The organism is Paralcaligenes ureilyticus (assembly GCF_004346225.1).
In the GTDB taxonomy this organism is placed as follows: domain Bacteria; phylum Pseudomonadota; class Gammaproteobacteria; order Burkholderiales; family Burkholderiaceae_B; genus Paralcaligenes; species Paralcaligenes ureilyticus.
The window spans coordinates 311,316-334,141 of sequence record NZ_SMAJ01000002.1 but is presented as its reverse complement, the minus strand read 5'-3'; the positions used below and the strand labels follow the sequence as shown (position 1 = coordinate 334,141).

Genomic DNA, 22,826 nt, shown 5'->3' with positions numbered 1-22,826 from the left:
CTTTTAATCTACAGAAAATTCCCCACCCGCTCGCACTCAGCCAACCCCCAAACCTTGCCAATCATGCTCTGCACCTCTTCAGGCGCCGCCGCATTGCGATAACAACCCAGGCGCAAGGCCTTTTCTTCTATTTCCGGCCGAGTCAGCGTATTGCCGGGGTCGCCCTTGGGCACATCGACCCGCCCCGTCAGCGTCTGGCCCTGGCGGGTTTGCACGGTCACCTTGCCTATCCATTGTTTAGGGTAGGCGGCATCGATTTCGGGGTCGAGCCGCATTGTGACGCGGTCGCGAAAATCGGCGATGGCCGCGTCGTGCAGGGCGGCGTCGAATTCGGGCAAACCGGCATGCCGGTGCCGTGCAATAAGAGCCAGTACGGTGCCCATCGAGAATTTGGACTGATGCACAGAGGTTGGTTTGACAACCGGCCCAAGCACATCGATGGCGCCTTGGTGCACGTGAGCCACGACAGAAGCGATATTGTTGAATTCCAATTTGTTTTTCTGCATCACGGCAAGCAGGGCGTCGGCGGCCGGGTGGGTGTGGCGACAGGAGGCGTGATATTTGAACGATGTCTCGACCAGGGCCCAGCGTGATCCCAATTCGCTGGTAAGCCGTGCGGGGTCGGCGTCTTGCGACATGCCTGCGGCCAACCCCTGTTTGCCTTCAAGAATGTGGCTGGCCCCGGTGAGGCCGTCGCTCGCAAGCCAGGCGGCGGTCAGGCCGTCGGCCGCGGCCTTGGCGGTGTGCAGTTGCTTGGAGTCGGCACCGTCGCGCAGGAATTCCCACAGACCAGCGGCCTGGGTTCCCGCTGACCCCAGGGCGTGCAGCATTTGCGCCGGATTGAGATTAAGCAGGCGCCCTACAGTCATGGCGGCGGCCAGTGTCCCCGCTGTGCCGGTGGTATGAAAAACGGTATAGTGCGTACGTCCCAGAAACTCGCCGATGCGGATGCCGGCTTCGTAGCCCGCAACGGCCGCGACCAGCAGTTCTTTACCTGAACGACCCAAAGCCTGAGCCGTGGCGATGGCCGGCGGAAATATGACCGCGGCCGGATGAAATACCGAGCCGTTGTGTACGTCGTCCTGCTCGACCATGTGGGCGGATGCGGCATTGACCAGGGCCGCAAACAAGGGGCTTGAGCCGCGCCGTGCGACCATGTCTTCGGACGGGCCGCCGGCCGGTCCCATGGTTCGCGCAAAGCTGGCAATGGCCTGCACAGGCCTGCTGCTCGATCCGGCGAGAATCGAGGCCAGGCAATCGAGCAGGAAGTCTTCGGCGCGACGCAAGACAGATTCGGGGATGTCGTCGAAACTCAGTTCGGCAACAAATCGGCTTAGTTCGGCACTAGGATGGTTCATGGCTTTGTTGGACGCAAGAGGTGAATGGGTAGGGACGGATGGCGGCCTGGGTCTAGAACGAACGCGGTAAACCCAATACATGTTCGGCCACGTAGGACAGAATAAGATTAGTTGAAATGGGAGCCACTTGGTAGAGGCGGGTTTCACGGAACTTGCGTTCGATATCGTATTCGTTGGCAAAACCGAATCCGCCGTGGAATTGCAGGCAGACATTGGCCGCTTCCCACGATGCGTCGGCCGCCAGCAGTTTGGCCATATTGGCTTGGGCGCCGCAGGCTTGCTGCGCGTCGAACAGGCGGCAGGCTTCGTAGCGCATCAGGCTGGCGGCTTCGATATTGACCAGCGCGCGGGCGATGGGAAACTGCACACCCTGATTTTTGCCGATGGGCCGGCCAAAGACAACGCGTTCTTTGGCATAGGCTGAAACTTTGTCGATAAACCAGTAGCCGTCGCCGATGCATTCGGCCGCAATCAGCGTGCGTTCGGCGTTCAGCCCGTCCAGTATGTATTTGAAGCCTTTGCCTTCTTCTCCGATCAGGTTCTCGGCCGGGATTTCAAGGTTATCGAAGAACAGTTCGTTGGTTTCGTGATTGACCATATTGGGTATGGGCCGCACTTCCAGACCGTGCCCTATGGCTTGCTTCAGATCGACGATGAAAATCGACATGCCTTCGGATTTTTTCTTGACCTCGTCCAGCGCGGTAGTGCGCGCCAGTAGGATCATCAAGTCCGAATGCTGAATACGCGAAATCCACACTTTTTGGCCGTTTACGACGTAGTGGTCGCCTTTTTTGACTGCGGTGGTCTTGATTTTAGTCGTGTCGGTGCCGGTGGTGGGCTCGGTCACGCCCATTGACTGCAGGCGCAATTCGCCGGTGGCGATGCGGGGCAGGTAGCGTTTCTTCTGTTCCGCAGAGCCGTGGCGCAGCAAGGTGCCCATGTTGTACATTTGGCCGTGGCAGACCCCGGAATTTCCACCTGAACGATTGATTTCTTCCATAATGACGGAGGCTTCGGTCAGGCTTAGGCCTGAACCGCCGTATTCCTGGGGGATCAGCGCCGCCAGCCAGCCCGCCTGAGTCAGCGCGTTGACGAATTCTTCGGGGTAGCCGCGTTGTTCGTCGATTTTGCGAAAATACTCGGGTGGAAACTGGCCGCATAAATCACGGATGGCGTCGCGGATATCCTGGTGTTGACGGTTTGACTCTAGCATCGGGAATGGCCTGAATTCATTGTAATGTCGCTACAATGCCCGAAAGGCATAGGTTTGCCTATTATTGATTGCTTAAGCGTGGCTTAGCTTTTTTTAAAGGAAGTGACACTCCATGGCGTTGCATTTTGACCTGACCGATATGCAATTGATGGTCAATGTAGCGGGTGTGTCCAGTTTGACCAAAGGCGCCGAACGCAGCTTTCTGTCTCTGCCCGCCGCCAGCAACCGCGTCAAGAATCTTGAAAATCATCTAGGTACGGCGTTGTTGTATCGCAATAGCCAGGGGGTGACGCTGACGCCGTCGGGTGAGGCATTTGTGCAGCATGCGCGCATTGTGCTGCGCCAGCTTGAGCATCTGCGCGGCGATATGCAGGAGTACGCCCGCGGCGTCAAAGGTTGCGTGCGGGTCTACGCCAATACGACCGCCATGAACGAGTTCATGCCCGCTGTTCTGGGGCAGTATCTGGCGAATCATCCCGATGTGAATATCGAACTGCGCGAGCGCCTGAGCTATCTGGTGGTCAAGGCGGTGGTTGATGGAGCGGCCGACATTGGCATTACCGCTCAGGCGGGCGGTGGCGAAGGGGTTGAATTTTTACCTTATCGCAACGACAGGCTGGTGCTGGTGACGCGTACCGACCATCCGCTGGCCGAGCATGATGTCCTGAGCTTCGAAGATACGCTAGGCTACGATTATGTGGGCTTATCCGAGGCCAGTGCAATACATGCGTTTTTATTGCAAGCGGCGGACGATATCGGGCGCGTCTTGCGCTTTCGGGTCGAGGTCAGCAATTTCGAGGCGGCTTGCCGGATGATTGCCGCCCAGGTCGGCATTGGCGTGATTCCCGAAACGGCCGCGCGCCGATATCTGCAAAACCTGCCGCTGAAAGTCATTACGCTGGCTGACGATTGGGCGTTGCGCAAGCTCCATATATGCGTGCGGCAGTTCGATAAGCTGCCGGTCTTTGCCAAAGAGCTGGTGTCTCTACTGGTGCAGGACGGTGCGCAGGCCAACTCGGGGGAATCCCGCCAGGACACAGACGGGTTCGAGTAAACTGAACCTTTACGTTTATCACCTTATGTCAGATACCCGAGTCGTGCTTGCCTCCAATAACGCGGGCAAGCTGAAGGAATTTTCGGCCATCCTGGGCGGCGCCGGCATTGCCATGGTGGCACAGGGCGATCTGGGCGTGTCGGAGGCTGAAGAGCCTTTTGCAACGTTTGTCGAAAACGCGCTGGCCAAGGCCCGCCATGCCTGCCGCCAAACGGGTCTGCCCGCCTTGGCCGATGATTCGGGTCTTTGCGTGGATTGTCTGGGCGGCGCGCCCGGGGTGTATTCGGCGCGTTACGCCTTGCGTAATGGCGGCGAAAAATCCGATGCCGCCAATAACCGCTATTTAGTACAGGCCTTGGCTGCCCAGGGCGATCGGTCCGCCTCGTATGTGGCGGTACTGGTGTACCTGCGTTCGGCCGACGACCCGCGGCCAATTGTGACCGAAGGCCTCTGGCGGGGCGAGATCATCGATACGCCCAAAGGCGCTTCGGGCTTTGGCTATGATCCCCATTTTTATTTGCCTGATTTGGGTAAGACCGCTGCAGAACTGGATCCGGCGGAAAAAAACCGTCGGAGCCACCGCGCCCAGGCATTGGTCAAATTATTGCAGGCGCTGCGGGCATAGCCGCCCGCGCCGAGCGCCTCTGCATAGCCCTACCCACAACCTGTTGCGAGATTTCGGTGCATCCCACTTTTTCAATCCAGCCAGAAGGCCGATCGGCCAAGTCTCATGCCAAACTGGTCACGCCGGTGCATGCGACGCTTGGCAGCCAACCGCCTTTATCTTTATACGTGCATGTGCCCTGGTGCGTGCGCAAGTGCCCTTATTGCGATTTCAACTCGCATGCCTTGTCGGGCGAGTTGCCCGAGCAGCAATACCTGGCGGCCCTGCGCGCCGATCTGGAGCAGGCCCTGCCATTGGTGTGGGGACGCCAGGTGGTGACCATCTTTATCGGTGGGGGTACGCCCAGCCTGCTGTCGGCGGCGGCCATCGATCAGATGCTGGCCATGTTCCGCCTGTATTTGAATATCCTGCCCGATGCCGAAATTACGCTGGAAGCCAATCCCGGCACGGTTGAGGCGGGGCGCTTTGCCGAATATGCCCGCAGCGGGGTCAACCGCATATCGCTGGGCATACAGAGTTTTAACGACCAGGCGCTTAAGGCCTTGGGGCGTATACACGATGCCAAACAGGCCTGTGCGGCCATCGAAATCGCTCAAAAGGCTGTCGGCCGTGTCAATCTGGATATTATGTTTGCCTTGCCCTCGCAGTCGCTGGATGGCTGCAGGCGGGACTTGCGTCAAGCCATATCTTTCAATACCGAGCACTTGTCGCTATACCACCTGACGATGGAGCCCAATACCGTATTTGCCAAATTTCCGCCTGCCGTGCCCGATGACGATAGCGCCGCCGCCATGCAAGACATGATCGCCGAACAAACAACGCTAGGCGGCTGGGAACGCTATGAAGTTTCGGCCTATGCCAAGGCCAACGCACGCTGCCGCCATAATTTGAATTATTGGGAGTTTGGCGACTACCTGGGCATAGGTCCCGGCGCGCATGGCAAGCTGACGTTTCACGACAAAATTACGCGGCACGCCAAGCTGAAGAACCCAGTGTCCTGGATGGAGCATGCCCCTCGGCTCGATGGCAGCCATATTGCCGAAGAGCGTACGGTGGGCGCCGATGAGCTGGGGTTTGAATTCATGTTGAATGTGTTGCGCCTGAAAAATGGCGTTGCCGCCAGCAGTTTTACTGAACGCACGGGGCTTTCGGTCCTGGCCATTGCCCCGGCGATCGACCGCGCTGTCGCCAGGGGCTTGTTGGAATCCGATCCAACCCGTTTCAAAGCTACCGCGCTGGGCTGGCAGTTTTTAAATGATCTGCAAGAAGAATTTTTGGCCTAACGTGCGATTTTCGGATGTCTTGTGGGCAGTGTCGTATTGGGCTCATTGCGGTGCAAAGACGATTATGCACTAGAATATGCACCTGTTTGGTGCGAATGTGTGTTAAATGCACTTTTATGGTGCGTTTTCTTGTGATCTCTTTGGACTATCGGGGCGGAGATTTTGGGCTGCACTGGCGGGACATGCAATGGCAGAGATAATTCTCTGCGGGGTTAGTAGAGGCGGCCTTGAATTTCAACGATTTGCCAGCCGCAAGGGCTGCCACTACATTAACGACAGCCAGGCATTTGTAGCGGCAGCCCTTGTGGCTGCCATCCGCGTCATTAACGGCAGCCAGGCATTTGTAGCGGCACCCCTCGTGGGTGCCATCCACGCATTACAACCAGCTCATCCCAGGCTGGCACAATTTTTGCTTTAAGTGCTTTAAGCTAAGTCAAGATAGTAATATCCGATTTATTCAGCCCTTTAGTTCCCATCTATTTCAGTCTACCAAGCCATTTCATCTCGGTTTGATCCATTATTTGCCCAGGAGCTCACATGTCCACTGCAGAAGAAGTAGTTAAGCTTATTAAAGAACGCGAAGTTGCTTTTGTCGATTTTCGCTTTACCGATACCCTGGGGCGCGAGCATCACATGACGACGCCGGCTCATATGGTGGATGAAGAGAAGATGGAAGCCGGGCAGGCCTTCGACGGTTCGTCGCTGCCGGGCTGGAAGGGCATTGAAGCGTCGGATATGTTGTTGATCCCGGATCCCAAATCGGCGCGCATGGATCCTTTCCGCGAAGAGACTACGCTGAATCTGACCTGCGATGTGGTCGAGCCTTCCGACCTCAAAGGGTACGATCGCGACCCACGCTCCTTGGCCCGGCGCGCCGAAGCTTATCTTAAATCCAGTGGCCTGGGCGATACCGCCTATTTCGGCCCTGAGCCCGAGTTTTTCGTGTTCGACGCCATTACCTGGAACGACGATATGTCGGGCTGCTTCGTCAAGATCAAGTCTGAAGAGGCACCCTGGTCGCGAGGCCTGGATATGGACGGCGGCAATCTGGGGCATCGTCCCGGCGTCAAGGGCGGTTATATGCCCGTGCCTCCCGTCGATTCCTTCCACGACATGCGTTCGGAAATGTGCCTGTTGCTCGAGCAGCAGGGCGTGCCCGTGGAAGTGCACCACCACGAAGTGGCTGCTCCGGGCCAAATGGAAATCGGCACCAAGTTCAGCACGCTGGTCGAGCGCGCCGACTGGAACCAGATCCTGAAATACACCATTCATAACGTGGCTCATGTGTATGGCAAGACCGCCACGTTCATGCCCAAGCCCATTGTCGGCGACAACGGATCGGGCATGCACGTGCACCAGTCGATCTGGAAAGACGGGCAGAACCTGTTTGCGGGCAATGGCTATGCCGGCTTGTCGGAATTCGCGCTGTACTACATAGGCGGGATCATCAAGCATGCCCGTGCGTTGAATGCCATCACCAACCCGGGTACCAATTCGTACAAACGGCTCGTACCGCATTTCGAGGCGCCCGTAAAACTGGCGTATTCCGCCCGCAACCGTTCGGCGTCGCTGCGCATTCCTTACGTAGGCAACCCCAAGGCTCGCCGCGTCGAGGCGCGGTTCCCGGATCCGCTGGCCAACCCGTATCTGGCATTTTCGGCGTTGATGATGGCGGGTCTGGATGGCGTGCAAAACAAAATCCATCCCGGCGATCCGGCCGACAAGAACCTGTACGATCTGCCGCCCGAAGAGGATGCAAAGATCCCGACGGTGTGCGCGTCGCTTGAAGAAGCGGTGGCCGCACTGGATCGCGATCGCGAGTTCCTGACGCGCGGTGGGGTGTTCAGCAACGATATGCTCGACGCCTATATCGAACTCAAAATGGAAGAAATCACGCGCTTGCGCAAGACCTCCCATCCGGTTGAGTTCGATATGTACTACAGCCTGTAATCTGCCTGGTGGCCGGTGCCGGATTCGCAACCACCAAACCAAATGGACGCTGCATTGCGATGGACATTGCGAATTACGATCTGCTGGCCACCACCATATTGCTTCTGGATGAGCAAGGCGCAGTCGTACATGCCAACGCCGCCGCTCAAGAACTGTTTGGCTTATCGCGCAAGCAACTGAGCGGGGTGTCGGCCCACCTTCTTTTTAATGCCGATGCGTCGCTGGCGGCGCACATTGCGTCGGCCATAGAAGGCAAAATCGGTGTCTTGCGTCAGGATATGACGGTTGATCGGCGCGGTCTTCCGGTGCCGGTCAGCCTGACCCTGGTGCACTCGCCGCAGCCGCCCTGGGCGGCTTTGCTGGAAGTGCGGGAGCTCGAGCATCACATTTTGCTTGAGCGCAATCGTCATCTCAGCCAAGAACTCGATGTGCAGCGCGAATCGCTGCGCAATCTGGCGCACGAAGTCAAGAATCCCCTGGGCGGAATCCTGGGCGCCGCCCAGTTGCTCGAAACCGAGCTCAAGACGGAGTCGCTGCGCGAGTACACGCGCGTGATCATGGCGGAAGCCGATCGTTTGAGTGGCCTGGTGGATCGATTGATCGCGCCTCAGGGCGCTACGCTGAAACGGGCGCGCTTTAATATCCATGAGATATGCGAGTTGGTATACACCTTGGCTCGGGCGGAATACGCCGCTCAAATAGAAATTGTGCGTGATTACGACGCCTCGGCGCCCGAGCTCATGGGCGACCATGACCGGCTTTTGCAGGCCCTGTTGAATATGGTGCGCAATGCGGCTCAGGCGCTGACTGAAAGCCGTTCAGCTCATCCGCCGAAATTGATTTTGCGCACCCGTGTCGGGCGGCAGCTGGTGCTGGCGACGCGGCCAGTCAAACTGGGTATGGTTGTGTCCGTTATCGATAACGGGCCGGGCGTACCAGCCGATCTGCGCGACAAGCTTTTTCATCCCCTGGTAACGGGACGGGCCAGTGGCACCGGCCTGGGCCTAAGCCTGGCACAGGAGTTCGTCCAGCAGCATGGCGGCGTTATCGAGTTTGACTCGACGGAAGGCCACACTGAATTTCGCATGATTTTGCCCTTGGAGCTGTCGTGAAACCCGTCTGGATAGTCGATGACGATCAAAGCATCCGCTGGGTGCTGGAAAAGGCGCTGGCGCGTGTGTCGATCGACGTACAAAGCTTTGAGTCGGCCGCTGCCGTACTGGAGGCGCTGGAAGAGGCCACGCCGTCGGTATTGGTGACCGATGTGCGCATGCCCGGCCAGGACGGGTTAAGCCTGCTGCAGGCCATCAAGCAGCGTCACCCTGAGTTGGCCGTCATTGTCATGACGGCGTTCACTGATCTGGACAGCACGGTATCGGCGTTCCAGAAAGGGGCTTTCGATTACCTGGCCAAACCATTCGACGTGAACGAAGCCGTCGATCTGATTCGTCGCGCCGCCCAGGAGCAGAGCGCACCGGCTCCCGCCTCGCCAATCACCGGCGATGCGACCCTGATGCAGTCTGCGTCGCTGGCGATGCAGGATGTGTTTCGCGCCATTGGCCGCTTGGCCACATCGCGGGCAACCGTGCTGGTCACCGGGGAATCGGGTACAGGCAAGGAGCTGATTGCGCGCGCCTTGCATATCCATAGCGCCAGGGCCGACGGTCCGTTCATTGCGCTGAATACGGCGGCCATACCGCGCGATCTGCTCGAAGCCGAGTTATTCGGTCACGAGCGAGGCGCCTTCACCGGTGCCACGACGCTGCGCCGCGGGCGCTTCGAGGCTGCGCACGGAGGAACCCTGTTTCTGGATGAAATCGGCGATATGCCGCTGGAGCTGCAAACACGCCTGTTGCGGGTGCTTGCCGAGGGCAGTTTTTATCGTGTCGGCGGTTCACAGGCGGTCAGTGTCGATGTGCGTATCGTGGCAGCGACGCATCAGCCTTTAGAGCAGCGCGTAGCGCAAGGGCAGTTTCGCGAAGACTTGTTCCATCGTTTGAACGTGATCCGTTTGCGCCTGCCGCCGCTGCGTGAACGCAAGGAAGACATCCCGGCATTGGCGCGATTATTTCTGGAACGCAGCGCGCGTAGCCTGGCTGTGCCGGCGCGCCGCCTTACCCCCGGTGCTTTGCAGGCGCTGATTGCGTTTGATTATCCGGGCAATATTCGCCAGCTTGAAAATTTCTGCCACTGGCTGTCGGTCATGTCGGCCGGCCAGGTGGTCGACGTGAACGATTTGCCGCCTGAAATCAGTGCCCTGGCCGCAGGGCCCAACGGGCGTCCGGCAGATGCGCCTCGTACGGACGAACAGGCCCAGGCGGCCATCGAACCGGATTGGGCGGCCTTGCTGGAGCGTCAGGTCAGGAATAGATTGGCTCACGGCGAACCAGCCGTCATGAGCACCCTGACGCGCGACTTTGAACGCATACTGCTGCGCGCCGCGCTGGTGCACAGTCACGGCAGGCGCGCCGAGGCGGCGCAGCGCTTGGGTATCGGTCGCAATACGCTAACGCGCAAATGCCAGGAACTGGGTCTGGAAGAGACCTAAGCCGCTGTGCCCGTCGTCTGTAGCGGCAGCCCTTGTGGCTGCCAAAATCGTTGATAAAAGATGGCATGTATAGAACATAGATGGCAGCCACAAGGGCTGCCGCTACAAAACGTACTTGCCGCCACACAATCCTCCAGGCGCCAAGAGGCAGGCTTCGGGCCAGGTAGGTTAAAATCGGTGTATTCCTTTTTATCGACTATGTATGGCTGCTTTCAATTCCGAGCAAGTGCTCAGCGTTCGTCACTGGAACGACACCTTGTTTTCTTTTACCACCACGCGCGATTCGGCACTGCGTTTTCATAACGGCCATTTCGTCATGTTGGGCCTTGAGGTCAACGGCAAGCCGTTGTTGCGTGCTTATAGCATTGCTAGCGCCAACTACGAAGAAAACCTGGAATTCCTCAGTATCAAGGTCAAAAACGGGCCGCTGACGTCGCGCCTGCAACATTTGCAGGCGGGCGATTCGGTTCTGGTCAGCAAAAAGCCGGTAGGCACCCTGATGGTTGATGATCTGAAGCCGGGCAAGCATCTATATCTGTTTGCGACAGGCACGGGGCTTGCGCCTTTCATGAGCATCATCAAAGACCCCGATGTGTACGATCGCTTTGAAAAAGTGGTGTTGATGCACGGGGTGCGTCACGTCAGCGAACTGGCCTACTCCGATTACATTCAGGGCGAGTTGCCCAAAAATGAGTATTTCGGCGAGCACATTCAAGGCAAGCTCATCTACTACCCGACCGTTACGCGTGAGCCGTTCCGCAATCAAGGACGCATCACCGAGGTGATTGAAAGCGGGCGTTTGTTTCAGGATATCGGCTTGCCGCCTCTAAATCCCGAGACCGATCGCGGCATGATTTGCGGCAGTCCGCATATGCTGGCCGACATCACCCAGATGCTGAAGGCGCGCGGCTTCGTGGCATCGACCGGTGTCGGTCAGCCCGGCGATTATGTCGTCGAACGCGCTTTCGTAGATAAATAAGCGCTTTGGGGCTTCCGGGGGCTTTTAATATTCTCTATAGATGATTACACTCTGATAGTTGTTTTAATTCATCAGAGGTGGTTTTCATGGCCAAACAGATTATTCACACGGACGCGGCTCCGGCAGCGGTAGGCCCTTATTCGCAGGCGGTGGCCGCAGGGCCCGGAAAAACGGTGTATTTATCGGGCCAGATCGGCCTGGAACCCGGGACGGGCGAGCTGGTTTCCGAAAATTTCGAAGGCCAGGTGCGCCAGGCCTTTGCCAATATGCAGGCCGTGATCGAAGCATCCGGCGGCACGTTCGAAAATATCGTCAAATTGACGCTGTTTCTGACGGACCTGAGCAAATTCGCCAGTGCCAATGCGATTATGGCCGATGTCATCCCCCAGCCCTTTCCCGCGCGTTCGACGATAGGCGTGGCCAGCCTGCCCAAGGGCGCCCAGTTCGAAGTCGAAGCAATTATTGTCCTGTAAACTCCGTGCCCGAAGCGCGCGTCCGACCAGGCTCTAAGGCAGCCGTGCGTCCCTCGCCACTCCGCGCGGACGTCAAGCCCGTTTCTTTGATCGAGCGCAAGCTCTTGCATCTGGGCTTGAAGGATCCGCAAGATTTTGTCGTGCATTTGCCGATACGCTATGAAGACGAAACGCGGATTGTGCCGATTGTTTCCTTGCGCGCGGGGCAAACCGCGCAGGTGGAAGGGCAGGTTGTACGCAGCGAAGTGCAGTTTCGACCTCGTCGCCAATTGTTTGCGCTTATTGAGGACGGAACGGGCGAGCTGGCGCTGCGTTGGCTGAATTTTTACCCAAGCCAGCATAAGCAGCTTGCCGTCGGCAAGCGCGTGCGCGTGCGCGGCGACGTACGGGCCGGTTTTTCGGGTTGCGAAATGGTTCATCCAAAGGTAACCACAGCCGGCGGCGATTTGCCCAATGCGCTCACGCCCGTCTATCCCACCACCAACGGCTTGATGCAGTCGACTTTGCGGCGCGCGATCGATCAAGCGCTGAACGAAGCAGATCTGTCCGATACGCTGCCTCCCGAAATCTGTGCGCGTTACGAGCTGGTTCCCTTTGCGCAGGCCATCCGCGTATTGCATCATCCGCCGCCCGACGTGTCGTACTCCGATTTGATCGAGCATGGGCATCCCGCCTGGCGCCGCATTAAGTTCGATGAGTTGCTCGCACAGCAACTATCGTTGGCAGCGGCGCGCGCTGCCCGCTTGAAGCAGCGTGCGCATCCGTTGGCAGGCAATGGCGGCCTGGTCGCGGCCTTGTTGCGCCAGTTGCCGTTTGCGCTTACGGCAGCGCAGGAGCGGGTTGTAGCCGAAATAAGGCACGATTTGAGCCAGTCGTTTCCCATGCATCGCTTACTGCAAGGCGACGTGGGTAGCGGCAAAACGGTGGTTGCCGCGTTGGCGGCGGCGCAAGCCATTGCCAGCGGCTCGCAGGTGGCCATTATGGCACCCACTGAAATCCTGGCCGAACAGCATTTTCAGAAATTGGCGGCGTGGCTGGAGCCGCTGGGTGTGGAAATCGTGTGGCTGACCGGCAGCATAAATGCCAAGGCTCGCCGACAGGTCGCCGAGGCGATGGCCAGCGGCCAGGCGCAGCTGATCATAGGCACCCAGGCGCTGATTCAGGACAAGGTGGTCTTTGCGCATCTCGACCTGGTAGTGCTCGATGAGCAGCACCGCTTCGGGGTCGGGCAGCGGCTGCAGCTCAGCCGCAAGGGCGAGGCCGGCTCGGATGCCCTGATTCCCCATCAGCTCAGCATGAGCGCGACGCCCATACCGCGCACGCTGGCCATGACGTTTTTTGCCGACCTGGATGTTTCAGTCATTGACGAACTGCCGCCCGGCCGCAGCCCGGTTCTGACCAAGCTGGTGGCCGATACCCGCCGCGACGAGGTCATGTCCCGCGTCGTCGACGAAATCAGGCTGGGCCGACAGGCTTATTGGGTATGCCCGCTGGTCGAGGAAAGCGAGGTCCTGCAACTTCAGACCGCTGTCGATACGCATGCGCGGCTTGTCCAGGCGCTGCCCGATTTGCGTGTGGGGCTGGTGCATGGACGCCTGAAGTCCGCCGACAAGGCATGCGTTATGCAGGATTTTCGCGATGGCCGCATCGATGTGCTGGTCGCGACGACTGTTATCGAGGTGGGTGTGGATATACCCAATGCTTCGCTTATGGTCATCGAGCACGCCGAGAGGTTCGGGCTGGCGCAGCTGCATCAATTGCGCGGCCGGATCGGCCGCGGCACGGTGCAATCGGTTTGCGTGTTGATGTATCAGGCGCCTTTGTCGCAGATTGCGCGACAGCGTTTGCGCGCCATGTACGAAACCGCGGACGGCTTCGAGATTGCGCGGCGTGACTTGGAGCAGCGCGGCCCGGGAGAGTTTCTGGGTGTACGGCAGTCGGGGCTGGAACTGCTGCGCTTTGCCAGCCTGGAGACCGACGCGCGCATCGTCTTGCAGGCTCAGGATGCGGCTCGCGAGATGAGGGCGGATTTTCCGGCGCAGGCGCAAGCCCATCTGGCGCGTTGGATGCGCGGCAAGCAGGATTTTTTACGTACCTGACGATCGGCTATGGATGGCGAGATTTCATGAAAAACCGGATTGGCATTTATTACTGCGAGAAACAACATGACTTTGACTGAATTGAAATACATGGTGGCCGTGGCCCGGGAGCGTCATTTCGGGCGGGCGGCCGAAGCCTGTTTTGTCAGCCAGCCCACTTTGTCGGTTGCGATACGCAAGCTGGAAGATGAGCTGGGCGTGATTCTTTTCGAGCGGGGAGGGGGCGAGGTGGGCGTTACGCCTATTGGCTTGCGCGTGGTGGCGCAGGCCCAGCGTGTGCTGGAAGAGGGCGCCAATCTGCGTGAAATTGCGCGCCAAGGCCATGATCCGCTAGCCGGCCCTTTGCGCGTGGGTGTGATCCATACGATTGGGCCCTATTTATTGCCCCGCCTGGTTCCTACACAGATCGCGACGACCCCCCAGATGCCGCTATTGTTGCAGGAAAACCTGACGGCGCGTCTGCTCGAATTGCTGCGCCAGGGCGAGATCGATTGCGCCGTCGTAGCCTTGCCTTTGCCCGAATCGGGGTGGATGGTGCGTGCGCTTTACGACGAGCCCTTTGTGGTCGCCGTGCCCAAGCATCATCCGTGGACTGCGCTCAAAGAGATCGACGCGCACGATCTCAAGAAAGAGACCATGCTTTTGCTGGGCTCTGGGCACTGTTTCCGCGATCAGGTGCTCGAGGTGTGTCCCGAGTTGTCGCGTTATTCCGCCGCCAGCGACGGCATTCAGCGTACCTTTGAGGGCTCCTCGCTCGAGACCATACGCCATATGGTGGCTGCGGGCATAGGCGTTACCGTTTTGCCGACCAGTTCCTTGTCCATGCAGGGGCTGCAAAACGATTTGCTCAGCTATATTCCGTTTAAAAAGCCCGTGCCCGATCGGCGCGTCGTTTTGATCTGGCGTAAAAGCTTTCCCCGCCCCTCGGCCATCGATGCGCTGACCGCGGCTATCCACAACTGCAAGCTACCCGGCGTCAATTATTTGCATAATGATCAGCCGGTCGGCGAGGCGGTTACGGTTTGATCGGTGGGCGGGTGTTTGATTGCCTGAAATGGCACCCACAAGGGGTGCCGCTACAAAAACATATCCGCAGCGTTGTAGCGGCACCCCTTGTGGGTGCCATTTCCCCGCGCCGCGCCTCCCTATTTCAAAACCAATACCCGTCATCATTTTAGAAAACGGTGCGTGTTAACCTTGAACCGCATCGCTTATTCATTTTCTTCGGAGGTTAGTATGGCAAAGGCAGCAAAAACGGGAAAGTCCGGCGCGGCAAAATCTGGCAGTCAGGCCGTCCTTATCGATATTGGCATTTCCGCGAAAGATCGCGCTGCGGTGACAAGCGAACTGTCCAAAATGCTGGCCGATTCGTATACCTTATATATGATGACCCATAATTTTCACTGGAACGTGACGGGGCCTTTATTCAATACGCTGCATCTCATGTTCATGACTCAATATACAGAGCAGTGGCAGGCCCTGGACAGCATTGCCGAGCGGATACGTGCATTGGGCCATTACGCGCCCGGCACCTATGCCGAATATGCAAGGCTTTCGTCGATAACCGAGCCGGCGTCCGTGCCCAATGCCGAGGAGATGGTGCGTTTGTTGGTCAAAGGTAATGAGGCTGTCGCCAAAACAGCGCGCGCTGCGCTGAAGCGGGCCGATGCGGCCGACGATCAGCCTACCACCGACCTTCTCACGCAACGCCTGGACATACACGAGAAAAACGCCTGGATGCTGCGCAGCCTGTTGCAGTAGTTCGGTCCGCGGAGCGGGCCGCCAACGCCTGAAAACGCCCTGTCCGGGGCAGGGTTTTCATAGCGAAAACCCTTGCTATCTGGGCCTAGGCAGCGCTCGATCTTTGGGTGTATGCTTGCGGCGTCAAAACAAGGAGGACTTATGAATATTCGTTTTACGCCAGTAGCGGCTGCCATCGGTTTGGCGGTTGGAATGCTAGTTTCCAGTGCCGCCAGCGCCGACACGATCAAAATTGCCATTGTTGGCCCATTTACCGGGCCGCTTACCCAATACGGTGATATTGTTTCGCAAGGGGTCGACACCGCTATTGAGCAAATCAACGCCAAAGGCGGCGTTCTGGGCAAAAAACTTGAAGCGGTCAGGCTCGATGATGGTTGCGAACCCAAGCAAGGCCCCGTCGTCGCCAATCGTATCGTCAATGACAAAATCCACTATGTGGTGGGGCCGGTCTGCTCGGGCGCAACCATTGCCGCGGCCAGTATTTACAACGATAACAGCGTTCTCATGATTTCCCCATCGGCTACCTCCCCTGCTGTCACCGATGGCAAGAACTACGACATGATTTTCCGCACCATTGGCCGCGATGATCAACAAGGCCCGGCGGCTGGAAACTTCATAGCCAAAACAATCAAGCCCAAGCGCGTTGCCGTTTTGCACGACAAGCAGTCGTATGGCCAGGGCATTGCCACCGCGGTTAAAAACACGCTCGACAAAGACGGTGTCAAGGTTGTCCTTTTTGAAGGCATCAATGCGGGCGACAGCGATTATTCGGCCGTCATCACCAAACTGAAGGCGGACAATGTCGATTTCGTCTACTACGGCGGCTATCACCCTGAAATGGGCTTGTTGCTGCGCCAGGGTGCCGAGCAAGGCCTGAAAGCCCGTTTCATGGGGCCTGAGGGTGTGGGCAATTCCGACATCAATGCCATCGCCGGTGCCGCCGTCGAAGGCATGATCCTGACCCTGCCTGCCGATTATTCCAAAAACCCGGCCAATGCCGCCATCGTTAAAGCTTTCACCGACAAGAAACGCGATCCTACCGGTCCGTTCCAGTTGACGGCTTATTCGGCAACCGAAGCGATTGCCGATGGCATCAAAGGTGTAGGCGCCGATAACCCCACCAAGGTGGCCGCTTATTTGCACAGCCACTCGGTCGATACGCCTATTGGCAAAATCTCCTGGAACAAACAGGGCGATTTAACCAACTTCAAGTTCGACGTGTTCATGTGGCATAAAAACGGCCCGAAAACGCTGTATAAATAATCGTTCGAAAACGGACGTAACCGTTGGGGCACCCTCGTGGGTGCCCCTGGTTTTTGTGGCGGCCCTCTTGCGGGTGTCGTCAGTCCGTGTAGCGGCACCCCTTGTGGGTGCCATCAATCTCTGATAACCGAGGCCGGAAGCCTGCATGGATGACAGGCACAAGGCCTGTCTCTACAAAATTTACGTACGCGTTTTTTCGCCGGCTTTTAGTCCCCTATACGCCGGGCTTCAATCCTCGATGCGCCGTCCTGTTTCGGCGTTGAACCAGTGCAGGGGATGGGTGCCGTCTGCGCCCATCTGCACGGTTTCGCCTGGCGTAATCGGATGAGCGGCGGTGAGGCTGACCGGGCAACGCAGTACAAGCAGGGTATCGCCGTGGCGGCCATGGATGAGCTGTTCTGAGCCAAGAATTTCAACCATTTCGACCTCGACAGCAATGCCTCGGGCATGCAGACGCATGTATTCGGGCCGTATGCCCATAATGACATTGCGTCCGGTCAACGACGCCGGAACGGCCTGAGGGTCGATTTCAAGGACCATGTCGTTGCGGCTTTTCAGTTGGCGTTCGGCATCGACCTGCACGGGAATCAGGTTCATGGGCGGGGCGCCGATAAAGTTGGCGACAAAAATCGATGCGGGTTTTTCAAAGACCTCGATGGGCGTGCCGATTTGTTCGGGAATGCCCTTGTTCATGACCACCATGCGTTGCGCGAGCGTCATGGCTTCCACCTGGTCGTGCGTAACGTACAGGCTGGTGGTTCCGAGCCGCCGATGGAGCTTCTGAATTTCCAGCCGCATTTGTACCCGCAACTTGGCATCCAGGTTGGACAAAGGCTCGTCGAATAAAAACACCTTGGGTTCGCGCACGATGGCGCGCCCCATGGCCACCCGCTGGCGTTGGCCGCCGGATAGTTGCCGCGGCCGGCGGTCGAGCAAGTGCGCGAGCTCCAGAATCTGCGCCGCGCGATCGACGCGCCGCTCGATGTCTGCCTTGGTCAGCTTGCGTATTTTCAGGCCATAGGCCATGTTTTGAAAGACTGACATATGAGGGTAAAGCGCATAATTCTGAAATACCATTGCAATATCGCGCTCGGCCGGCTCCAGTTCGTTGACGACCTTGCCGTCGATGGCGATCTCGCCACCCGTGATGTCCTCGAGCCCTGCGACCATGCGCATCAAGGTCGATTTACCGCAGCCCGACGGCCCCACAATAACGATGAATTCACCGTCGGCCACGTCCATGTTTATGCCGTGGATAACCGCGACATTGCCGGGATACGTTTTGGTAACGTTGCGAAGACTAAGTGTTGCCATCGGATGGGTTCCTGTAGTGTGGCGTAGCCCGGGTGTTCGAGGCGTATTTATTTTTCGGCATCGACCAGGCCTTTGACAAACCATTTCTGCATGAAAATGACGACGGCCGCCGGTGGCGCCATCGCCAGTATGGCGGTCGCCATGACCAGATTCCACTGGGTGACGCTATCGCCTCCGGCGATCATGCGTTTGATGCCTATGACGACCGGGTACATGTTTTCCTGCGTGGTGATGATCAGCGGCCACAAGTATTGGTTCCAGCCATAGATGAACTGGATGACGAAGAGCGCGGCAATGGTGGTGCGCGACAAGGGGAGCAGAATATCTTTGAAAAAACGCATGGGGCCGGCCCCATCGATGCGCGCCGCCTCGATGAGCTCGTCGGGTATGGTCAGGAAGAACTGGCGGAATAAAAACGTGGCGGTGGCCGACGCGATAAGCGGCAAGGTAAGGCCCGCATAACTATTTAGCATCCCCAGGTCGGCGACGACCTTGTAGGTGGGCGCAATGCGTACTTCGACCGGCAACATCAACGTGACAAATATCATCCAGAAAAAAAACATGCGAAAACGGAACCGGAAGTACACCACCGCAAACGCAGACAGCATGGAAATCGAGATCTTCCCGAATGTGATGACCAGCGCCATGACGGTGCTGACCCACATCATGCGCCCGACGGGCGGGGTGCCATTGGTGTCGTCGAACAAGACGCTGATGTAGTTCTGGATAAAATGGCCGCCCGGAATCAGCGACATGGGCGCCCGGGCCACTTCCTGCGCCGTTTGGGTCGAGGCTACAAACGTGATGTACAAAGGAAAGGCCACGACCAGCACTCCGACAATCAGAATGATGTGGGAGAAAATATCCAGATAAGGGCGGCGTTCTATCATGGCGAGGTCTCGTTATGGCTGATGTGCGCTTAGTAATTGACCTTGCGGTCGACGTAGCGGAATTGAATCACCGTCAGGATAACGACGATCAGCATCAATATCACGGATTGAGCCGCTGACGACCCTATATCCAGGCCTTTGAAGCCTGCGTTGTAGACCTTGTACACCAGGATGGCGGTCGAGGTGCCCGGGCCGCCTTCGGTGACAACGTCGATGATGGCGAAGGTGTCGAAAAACGAGTAGATGACATTGATGACGAGCAGGAAAAAAGTGGTGGGTGACAGCAGAGGAAAAACGATGGTCCAGAAACGCCGGGCGGGGCTCGCGCCATCGATCGCCGCCGCTTCGATCAGCGAACGCGGTATGGACTGCAGCCCCGCCAGGAAAAACAGGAAATTGTAGGAAATCTGCTTCCATACCGACGCCAGAACAACCAGGGTCATGGCGTCGTATCCGTCGAGCCGCGGATTCCAGCTGAACCCCAGGCGGCTCAGGTATACGGCCACCACGCCGACCGAGGGCGAAAACATGAACAGCCACAGAACCCCGGCCACCGCCGCAGCCACAGCGTAAGGCCATATCAGCAGCGTTTTATATAGCCCCGAAGCACGCACCACGCGATTGGCCATCACGGCCAGAACCAGAGAGATGCCCAGGCCCAGCACAGCCACCAGTATGGAAAAGACGGCGGTGACCTTAAAAGAGTACGTGTAGTCGGAATTGGAAAACAGCTCGACAAAATTGGCCAAGCCTACAAATTGGGATGACAGGCCAAACGGATCTTCAATTCGGAACGACTGCCACATGGCCTGCCCCGCGGGCAGAAAGAAAAACACGATCGTTATGGCCAGTTGTGGAGCCAGTAGAAAGTAGGGCAGTGCCTTGTGATTGAAAACGACGCGTTTTTCCATGCTTGTGCCTTTGTCTTGCTGCTGCAGGCCATTATCCCCGGTTGCCAGGCCGCTGCGGGCGCTATTGTGGCATATACCTAAAAAACCGTGAGCAATACCTGGGTGTTGAGGTATCTCTCACGGTTTCAGTCGGCTGAGAACGTTAATTACTTAACGCTTTTCTCGAAACGTACAAGCAGCTCGTTGCCGCGTTTGACGGCGTTGTCAAGACCAGCCTGGGCGGTAACCTTGCCTGCGAATATCTGCTCCATATCTCCTTCTTCGATATCGCGTATTTGCGGCAGATAACCTAGCCGTACACCGCGTGAATTCTTGGTGGTCGTCGCGTTGAGTTCGTTGACGGCAATTTCAGTGCCGGGATTTTTGTCGTAGTAGCCCGACTTTTTGGTCAGATCGTAGCCTGCTTTGGTAATAGGCACATAGCCGGTGTCCTGGTGCCAGGCTGCAGCCTGCTCGGGGCTGGAGAGGAATTTAAAGAATTTCGTCACACCCTTGTAGACGGCAGGAGATTTCTTGGCGAACACCCACAGCGAAGCGCCACCGATAATGGTGTTTTGCGGCGCACCCTTGACATCGGCATAATAAGGCAGGGTGGTGGTGCCCAGACTGAAGTTGCCGTTTTTCAGAATACTGGCGCGGGTGCCGCTTGAACCCGTGAACATCCCGCATTTACCGGAAATGAACAGGGCGTTAGGCGTATCGCCCCGGCCGCCATAGGTAAAGGTGCCGGCCTTGGCCATATCGGCCAGGAACTTCATGTGGCGTACATAGATAGGCTTGTTGATTTCCAGCCGGGCGCCCAGGCCACCGAAGCCGTTGTCTTCGGTTGTATAGGGTTTGTTGTGCCAGGCACCGAAGTTTTCGAGCTGTATCCAGGCGGGCCATGACGTGGTATAGCCGCACTCCAGGCCGGCCGCGCGCAGCTTTTTGCCGGCTTCAGCCACTTCTTTCCATGTTTTTGGCGGCTTTTGAGGATCGAGGCCTGCCTTTTTAAAGGCGTCTTTGTTGTAGTAGAACACGGGCGTGGAGCTGTTGAAGGGCATCGATACCAGCTTGCCCGCCGGTGAGGAGTAGTAGCTGGCGACCGCGCCCAGAAAGTCCTTGGGGTTGATCGGGTTGCCGGCTTTCTCCGACATTTCCTGAACCGGAACGATGGCGCCCTTGGCGTACATCATGGTGGCGGTGCCCACCTCGAACACTTGCAATATGTCGGGTGCATTGCCGCCGCGGAACGCGGCGATGCCTGCGTTCATGGCTTCGGCATAAGTGCCTTTATAGACGGCATGGACGACGTAATCGGACTGGCTTTTGTTGAATTGGTCGACAATGGAGTTGAGCCGATCGCCCAAGGGCCCCTGCATGGCGTGCCAGAAAGAGATGTCGGTGGCGGCGTGCGCCGTGCCGATTGTGGCGATAAGGCCGGCGAGGGATAAGGCTAGGTATTTCGCTCTCATGAGCTTGTTCTCCTTGGTAGAAACCTGCCGCCACGTGGCGTGTTCGGCCCGGTGTGGGGAAGTGTATGACTTGTTTGTGACTACGCCGTGACTGTAACGACACTCGATCTATCGGTCAATCCATATAAACGCGAAATGCATCCCCGGGAAAATCGTACAATACGCCACCTATGACCCAAGAACTCACTCTCTCCCTGGTCGGCGGCGGCAATATGGCTACCGCCTTGGCGGCCGGCCTGATCGGCAAGCGCTGCGCCGCGCACGACGTGCATGTCATTGATCCGAACGAGGCGGTGCGCTCGCGCTGGCGCGAGCAGGGCACGACAGTTGCTGCAGTGCCCGACGCCCAGTTAAGCGATCGCCGCGTGTGGATCTTTGCCGTCAAGCCCCAGCATATGAAAGCCGTGGTATTGGCCTGCCGGCCGTTTTTACGGCCCGACACGCTCGTGATCAGCATTGCCGCGGGCATTACCAGCGGCACCATAGCCGCCTGGTTGGGAGCGCCTGGCAAGCCCTGGACGTGCCTGGTTCGCTGCATGCCCAACACGCCCGCGCTGATTGGCGCCGGCGTGACTGGCTTGATGGCTGTACCCGGTGTTTCCGAGGACGATAAAGCCGTCGCGCAGCAGCTTATGCGAGCCGTGGGTGAAGTCGTCTGGGTCAAGGACGACAAGGCGCTTGACGCGGTAACGGCCTTGTCGGGCAGCGGCCCGGCCTATGTGTTTTTGTTTCTCGAAGCCCTGATGCAAGGGGCGCGCGATCTGGGGCTGAACGACGAACAGTCGCGCCAACTGGCGCTGGCCACCTTGAATGGGTCAACCCAGCTCGCCGCCTTGTCGCCGGATTCTCCGGCCGTCTTGAGAGAACGGGTCACCTCCAAAGGCGGGACCACGGCTGCGGCATTGGCCGTATTCGAACAAAGGCAATTTACCGCTATTGTTCACGAGGCCATGCAGGCCGCATCGGACCGGGCGGCTGAATTGGCGATCGAGTTCGCACAATGACAACTACTTTATCCCGGGTATCGGTACCCATGACGCTCCCTCAATTTTTCGTGGCGGTACTGGCCATGGGCGTGGTGGTGGTGGGCTCCAATATATTGGTTCAATATCCCATCAATCATTGGCTCACGTGGGGCGGCCTTTCCTATCCCATCGCATTTTTGGTGGCCGATGTACTCAATCGCCGTTTTGGTGCTCGCGCGGCGCGGCAGGTGGCCGCGATGGGGTTCGTGGTGGCGCTGATCGTGTCGTTCTGGGTGGCCACACCCCGCATTGCCGGCGCGTCCGGCCTGGCATTTCTGTGCGCACAGATGGCGGACATCTACGTATTCGACCGGCTGCGCGACCAGCGCTGGTGGCGCGCTCCATTAATTGGAGGGGTGGCGGGCGCCGTGCTCGATACCTGTGTGTTTTTCAGTGCGGCGTTTGCCGGGACCGGGATACATTGGGTCGCCTTGCTGCTGGGCGACCTGGCCGTCAAGCTGGTCGTCAACCTAACCATGTTGGCGCCTTTTCGCGCTCTCATGTGGAATTTGGCGCGACCTGCTGCAATGCAGCAAAGTAGTTAAGGGGTTTTCCGTAGTGACAATGTGGGTGCGAGCCGTCAGAATAGCCGCGCTGGCCAATTTCTAATGTGACCCTAAGATTGG

General features: G+C 57.9%; 21 protein-coding genes. 15 read left to right on the top strand and 6 right to left on the bottom strand.

The annotated features are described in order from the left end of the window. Nucleotides 1-8: 8 nt before the first annotated feature. Together EDC26_RS03900 and EDC26_RS03895 are read right to left on the bottom strand one after the other, a co-directional pair. Entirely contained in the window at nucleotides 9-1,358 is a 1,350-nt protein-coding gene (locus EDC26_RS03900; RefSeq protein ID WP_132579941.1) for an MmgE/PrpD family protein, read from the bottom strand. Nucleotides 1,359-1,410: 52 nt separating this feature from the next. Further along, nucleotides 1,411-2,571 (bottom strand): acyl-CoA dehydrogenase family protein, encoded by a 1,161-nt coding sequence (locus EDC26_RS03895; RefSeq protein WP_132579940.1) that lies wholly within the window; start codon nucleotides 2,569-2,571, stop codon nucleotides 1,411-1,413. Between the two features lie 112 nt (nucleotides 2,572-2,683). Here EDC26_RS03895 and EDC26_RS03890 point away from each other — a divergent pair, with 112 nt between their 5' ends. From EDC26_RS03890 to EDC26_RS03830, 13 genes are all read left to right on the top strand, one after another. After that, nucleotides 2,684-3,625: a LysR substrate-binding domain-containing protein gene (locus tag EDC26_RS03890; protein ID WP_132579939.1), complete on the top strand. Its 942-nt coding sequence runs from the start codon at nucleotides 2,684-2,686 to the stop codon at nucleotides 3,623-3,625. A gap of 25 nt (nucleotides 3,626-3,650) precedes the next feature. Then, nucleotides 3,651-4,250 carry an RdgB/HAM1 family non-canonical purine NTP pyrophosphatase gene (gene rdgB / locus EDC26_RS03885; protein ID WP_132579938.1) on the top strand — a complete coding sequence of 200 codons (600 nt, stop codon included), beginning with the start codon at nucleotides 3,651-3,653 and terminating at the stop codon, nucleotides 4,248-4,250. A gap of 74 nt (nucleotides 4,251-4,324) precedes the next feature. Further along, nucleotides 4,325-5,533, top strand: a complete 1,209-nt coding sequence (gene hemW / locus EDC26_RS03880) for a radical SAM family heme chaperone HemW (protein WP_132580106.1) — start codon at nucleotides 4,325-4,327, stop codon at nucleotides 5,531-5,533. 187 nt (nucleotides 5,534-5,720) lie between these two features. After that, a complete protein-coding gene (locus tag EDC26_RS03875) occupies nucleotides 5,721-5,951 on the top strand; it encodes a hypothetical protein (RefSeq protein ID WP_132579937.1) in 231 nt (76 codons plus the stop codon). A 119-nt stretch (nucleotides 5,952-6,070) separates the two neighbouring features. Further along, nucleotides 6,071-7,483 carry a type I glutamate--ammonia ligase gene (gene glnA, locus EDC26_RS03870; protein ID WP_132579936.1) on the top strand — a complete coding sequence of 471 codons (1,413 nt, stop codon included), beginning with the start codon at nucleotides 6,071-6,073 and terminating at the stop codon, nucleotides 7,481-7,483. A gap of 59 nt (nucleotides 7,484-7,542) precedes the next feature. Beyond that, a complete protein-coding gene (glnL, locus tag EDC26_RS03865; RefSeq protein WP_132579935.1) occupies nucleotides 7,543-8,595 on the top strand; it encodes a nitrogen regulation protein NR(II) in 1,053 nt (350 codons plus the stop codon). Next, nucleotides 8,592-10,031, top strand: coding sequence for a nitrogen regulation protein NR(I) (ntrC, locus tag EDC26_RS03860; RefSeq protein ID WP_132579934.1), 1,440 nt, complete (start codon nucleotides 8,592-8,594; stop codon nucleotides 10,029-10,031). Before glnL ends, ntrC begins: the two co-directional genes overlap by 4 nt. 202 nt (nucleotides 10,032-10,233) lie before the next feature. Further along, nucleotides 10,234-11,010 (top strand): ferredoxin--NADP reductase, encoded by a 777-nt coding sequence (locus EDC26_RS03855; RefSeq protein WP_132579933.1) that lies wholly within the window; start codon nucleotides 10,234-10,236, stop codon nucleotides 11,008-11,010. An 86-nt stretch (nucleotides 11,011-11,096) separates the two neighbouring features. Further along, nucleotides 11,097-11,483, top strand: coding sequence for a Rid family detoxifying hydrolase (locus EDC26_RS03850; RefSeq protein ID WP_132579932.1), 387 nt, complete (start codon nucleotides 11,097-11,099; stop codon nucleotides 11,481-11,483). Nucleotides 11,484-11,527: 44 nt separating this feature from the next. After that, nucleotides 11,528-13,582, top strand: a complete 2,055-nt coding sequence (gene recG, locus EDC26_RS03845; RefSeq protein WP_132579931.1) for an ATP-dependent DNA helicase RecG — start codon at nucleotides 11,528-11,530, stop codon at nucleotides 13,580-13,582. A 66-nt stretch (nucleotides 13,583-13,648) separates the two neighbouring features. Then, the gene (locus EDC26_RS03840; RefSeq protein ID WP_132579930.1) at nucleotides 13,649-14,608 is read left to right on the top strand and encodes a LysR substrate-binding domain-containing protein; all 960 of its coding nucleotides are present in this window, start codon (nucleotides 13,649-13,651) and stop codon (nucleotides 14,606-14,608) included. A gap of 210 nt (nucleotides 14,609-14,818) precedes the next feature. After that, nucleotides 14,819-15,343 (top strand): Dps family protein, encoded by a 525-nt coding sequence (locus tag EDC26_RS03835; RefSeq protein ID WP_132579929.1) that lies wholly within the window; start codon nucleotides 14,819-14,821, stop codon nucleotides 15,341-15,343. A gap of 141 nt (nucleotides 15,344-15,484) precedes the next feature. Beyond that, nucleotides 15,485-16,606, top strand: a complete 1,122-nt coding sequence (locus EDC26_RS03830) for a branched-chain amino acid ABC transporter substrate-binding protein (RefSeq protein WP_132579928.1) — start codon at nucleotides 15,485-15,487, stop codon at nucleotides 16,604-16,606. 228 nt (nucleotides 16,607-16,834) lie between these two features. Here EDC26_RS03830 and EDC26_RS03825 read toward each other — a convergent pair whose 3' ends face one another. The 4 genes from EDC26_RS03825 to ugpB form a co-directional block, all read right to left on the bottom strand. After that, entirely contained in the window at nucleotides 16,835-17,920 is a 1,086-nt protein-coding gene (locus tag EDC26_RS03825) for a sn-glycerol-3-phosphate import ATP-binding protein UgpC (protein ID WP_132579927.1), read from the bottom strand. A gap of 47 nt (nucleotides 17,921-17,967) precedes the next feature. Next, nucleotides 17,968-18,810 (bottom strand): sn-glycerol-3-phosphate ABC transporter permease UgpE, encoded by an 843-nt coding sequence (gene ugpE / locus EDC26_RS03820; protein WP_132579926.1) that lies wholly within the window; start codon nucleotides 18,808-18,810, stop codon nucleotides 17,968-17,970. Nucleotides 18,811-18,839: 29 nt separating this feature from the next. Further along, nucleotides 18,840-19,721 (bottom strand): sn-glycerol-3-phosphate ABC transporter permease UgpA, encoded by an 882-nt coding sequence (gene ugpA, locus EDC26_RS03815; protein WP_132579925.1) that lies wholly within the window; start codon nucleotides 19,719-19,721, stop codon nucleotides 18,840-18,842. 146 nt (nucleotides 19,722-19,867) lie between these two features. Next, complete coding sequence (ugpB, locus tag EDC26_RS03810; RefSeq protein ID WP_132579924.1) at nucleotides 19,868-21,175, bottom strand: sn-glycerol-3-phosphate ABC transporter substrate-binding protein UgpB; 1,308 nt, start codon at nucleotides 21,173-21,175, stop codon at nucleotides 19,868-19,870. Nucleotides 21,176-21,345: 170 nt separating this feature from the next. Between ugpB and proC the strand changes: the two genes are divergently transcribed. Beyond that, nucleotides 21,346-22,179: a pyrroline-5-carboxylate reductase gene (gene proC / locus EDC26_RS03805; RefSeq protein ID WP_132579923.1), complete on the top strand. Its 834-nt coding sequence runs from the start codon at nucleotides 21,346-21,348 to the stop codon at nucleotides 22,177-22,179. Continuing rightward, a complete protein-coding gene (locus EDC26_RS03800; RefSeq protein ID WP_165930902.1) occupies nucleotides 22,176-22,745 on the top strand; it encodes a VUT family protein in 570 nt (189 codons plus the stop codon). The genes proC and EDC26_RS03800 overlap by 4 nt, the downstream gene beginning before the upstream one ends. The last annotated feature ends 81 nt before the right edge of the window (nucleotides 22,746-22,826 follow it).

What these genes read in the sequence shown, in the direction of transcription:
- ugpA (WP_132579925.1), bottom strand. Translation starts at nt 19,721, where the DNA reads ATGGAAAAACGCGTCGTTTTCAATCACAAGGCACTGCCCTACTTTCTA.
- EDC26_RS03875 (WP_132579937.1), top strand. Translation starts at nt 5,721, where the DNA reads ATGGCAGAGATAATTCTCTGCGGGGTTAGTAGAGGCGGCCTTGAATTT.
- rdgB (WP_132579938.1), top strand. Translation starts at nt 3,651, where the DNA reads ATGTCAGATACCCGAGTCGTGCTTGCCTCCAATAACGCGGGCAAGCTG.
- ugpE (WP_132579926.1), bottom strand. Translation starts at nt 18,810, where the DNA reads ATGATAGAACGCCGCCCTTATCTGGATATTTTCTCCCACATCATTCTG.
- EDC26_RS03895 (WP_132579940.1), bottom strand. Translation starts at nt 2,571, where the DNA reads ATGCTAGAGTCAAACCGTCAACACCAGGATATCCGCGACGCCATCCGT.
- EDC26_RS03850 (WP_132579932.1), top strand. Translation starts at nt 11,097, where the DNA reads ATGGCCAAACAGATTATTCACACGGACGCGGCTCCGGCAGCGGTAGGC.
- EDC26_RS03830 (WP_132579928.1), top strand. Translation starts at nt 15,485, where the DNA reads ATGAATATTCGTTTTACGCCAGTAGCGGCTGCCATCGGTTTGGCGGTT.
- EDC26_RS03840 (WP_132579930.1), top strand. Translation starts at nt 13,649, where the DNA reads ATGACTTTGACTGAATTGAAATACATGGTGGCCGTGGCCCGGGAGCGT.
- EDC26_RS03890 (WP_132579939.1), top strand. Translation starts at nt 2,684, where the DNA reads ATGGCGTTGCATTTTGACCTGACCGATATGCAATTGATGGTCAATGTA.
- EDC26_RS03900 (WP_132579941.1), bottom strand. Translation starts at nt 1,358, where the DNA reads ATGAACCATCCTAGTGCCGAACTAAGCCGATTTGTTGCCGAACTGAGT.
- EDC26_RS03855 (WP_132579933.1), top strand. Translation starts at nt 10,234, where the DNA reads ATGGCTGCTTTCAATTCCGAGCAAGTGCTCAGCGTTCGTCACTGGAAC.
- proC (WP_132579923.1), top strand. Translation starts at nt 21,346, where the DNA reads ATGACCCAAGAACTCACTCTCTCCCTGGTCGGCGGCGGCAATATGGCT.
- EDC26_RS03800 (WP_165930902.1), top strand. Translation starts at nt 22,176, where the DNA reads ATGACAACTACTTTATCCCGGGTATCGGTACCCATGACGCTCCCTCAA.
- EDC26_RS03835 (WP_132579929.1), top strand. Translation starts at nt 14,819, where the DNA reads ATGGCAAAGGCAGCAAAAACGGGAAAGTCCGGCGCGGCAAAATCTGGC.
- glnL (WP_132579935.1), top strand. Translation starts at nt 7,543, where the DNA reads ATGGACATTGCGAATTACGATCTGCTGGCCACCACCATATTGCTTCTG.
- glnA (WP_132579936.1), top strand. Translation starts at nt 6,071, where the DNA reads ATGTCCACTGCAGAAGAAGTAGTTAAGCTTATTAAAGAACGCGAAGTT.
- EDC26_RS03825 (WP_132579927.1), bottom strand. Translation starts at nt 17,920, where the DNA reads ATGGCAACACTTAGTCTTCGCAACGTTACCAAAACGTATCCCGGCAAT.
- ugpB (WP_132579924.1), bottom strand. Translation starts at nt 21,175, where the DNA reads ATGAGAGCGAAATACCTAGCCTTATCCCTCGCCGGCCTTATCGCCACA.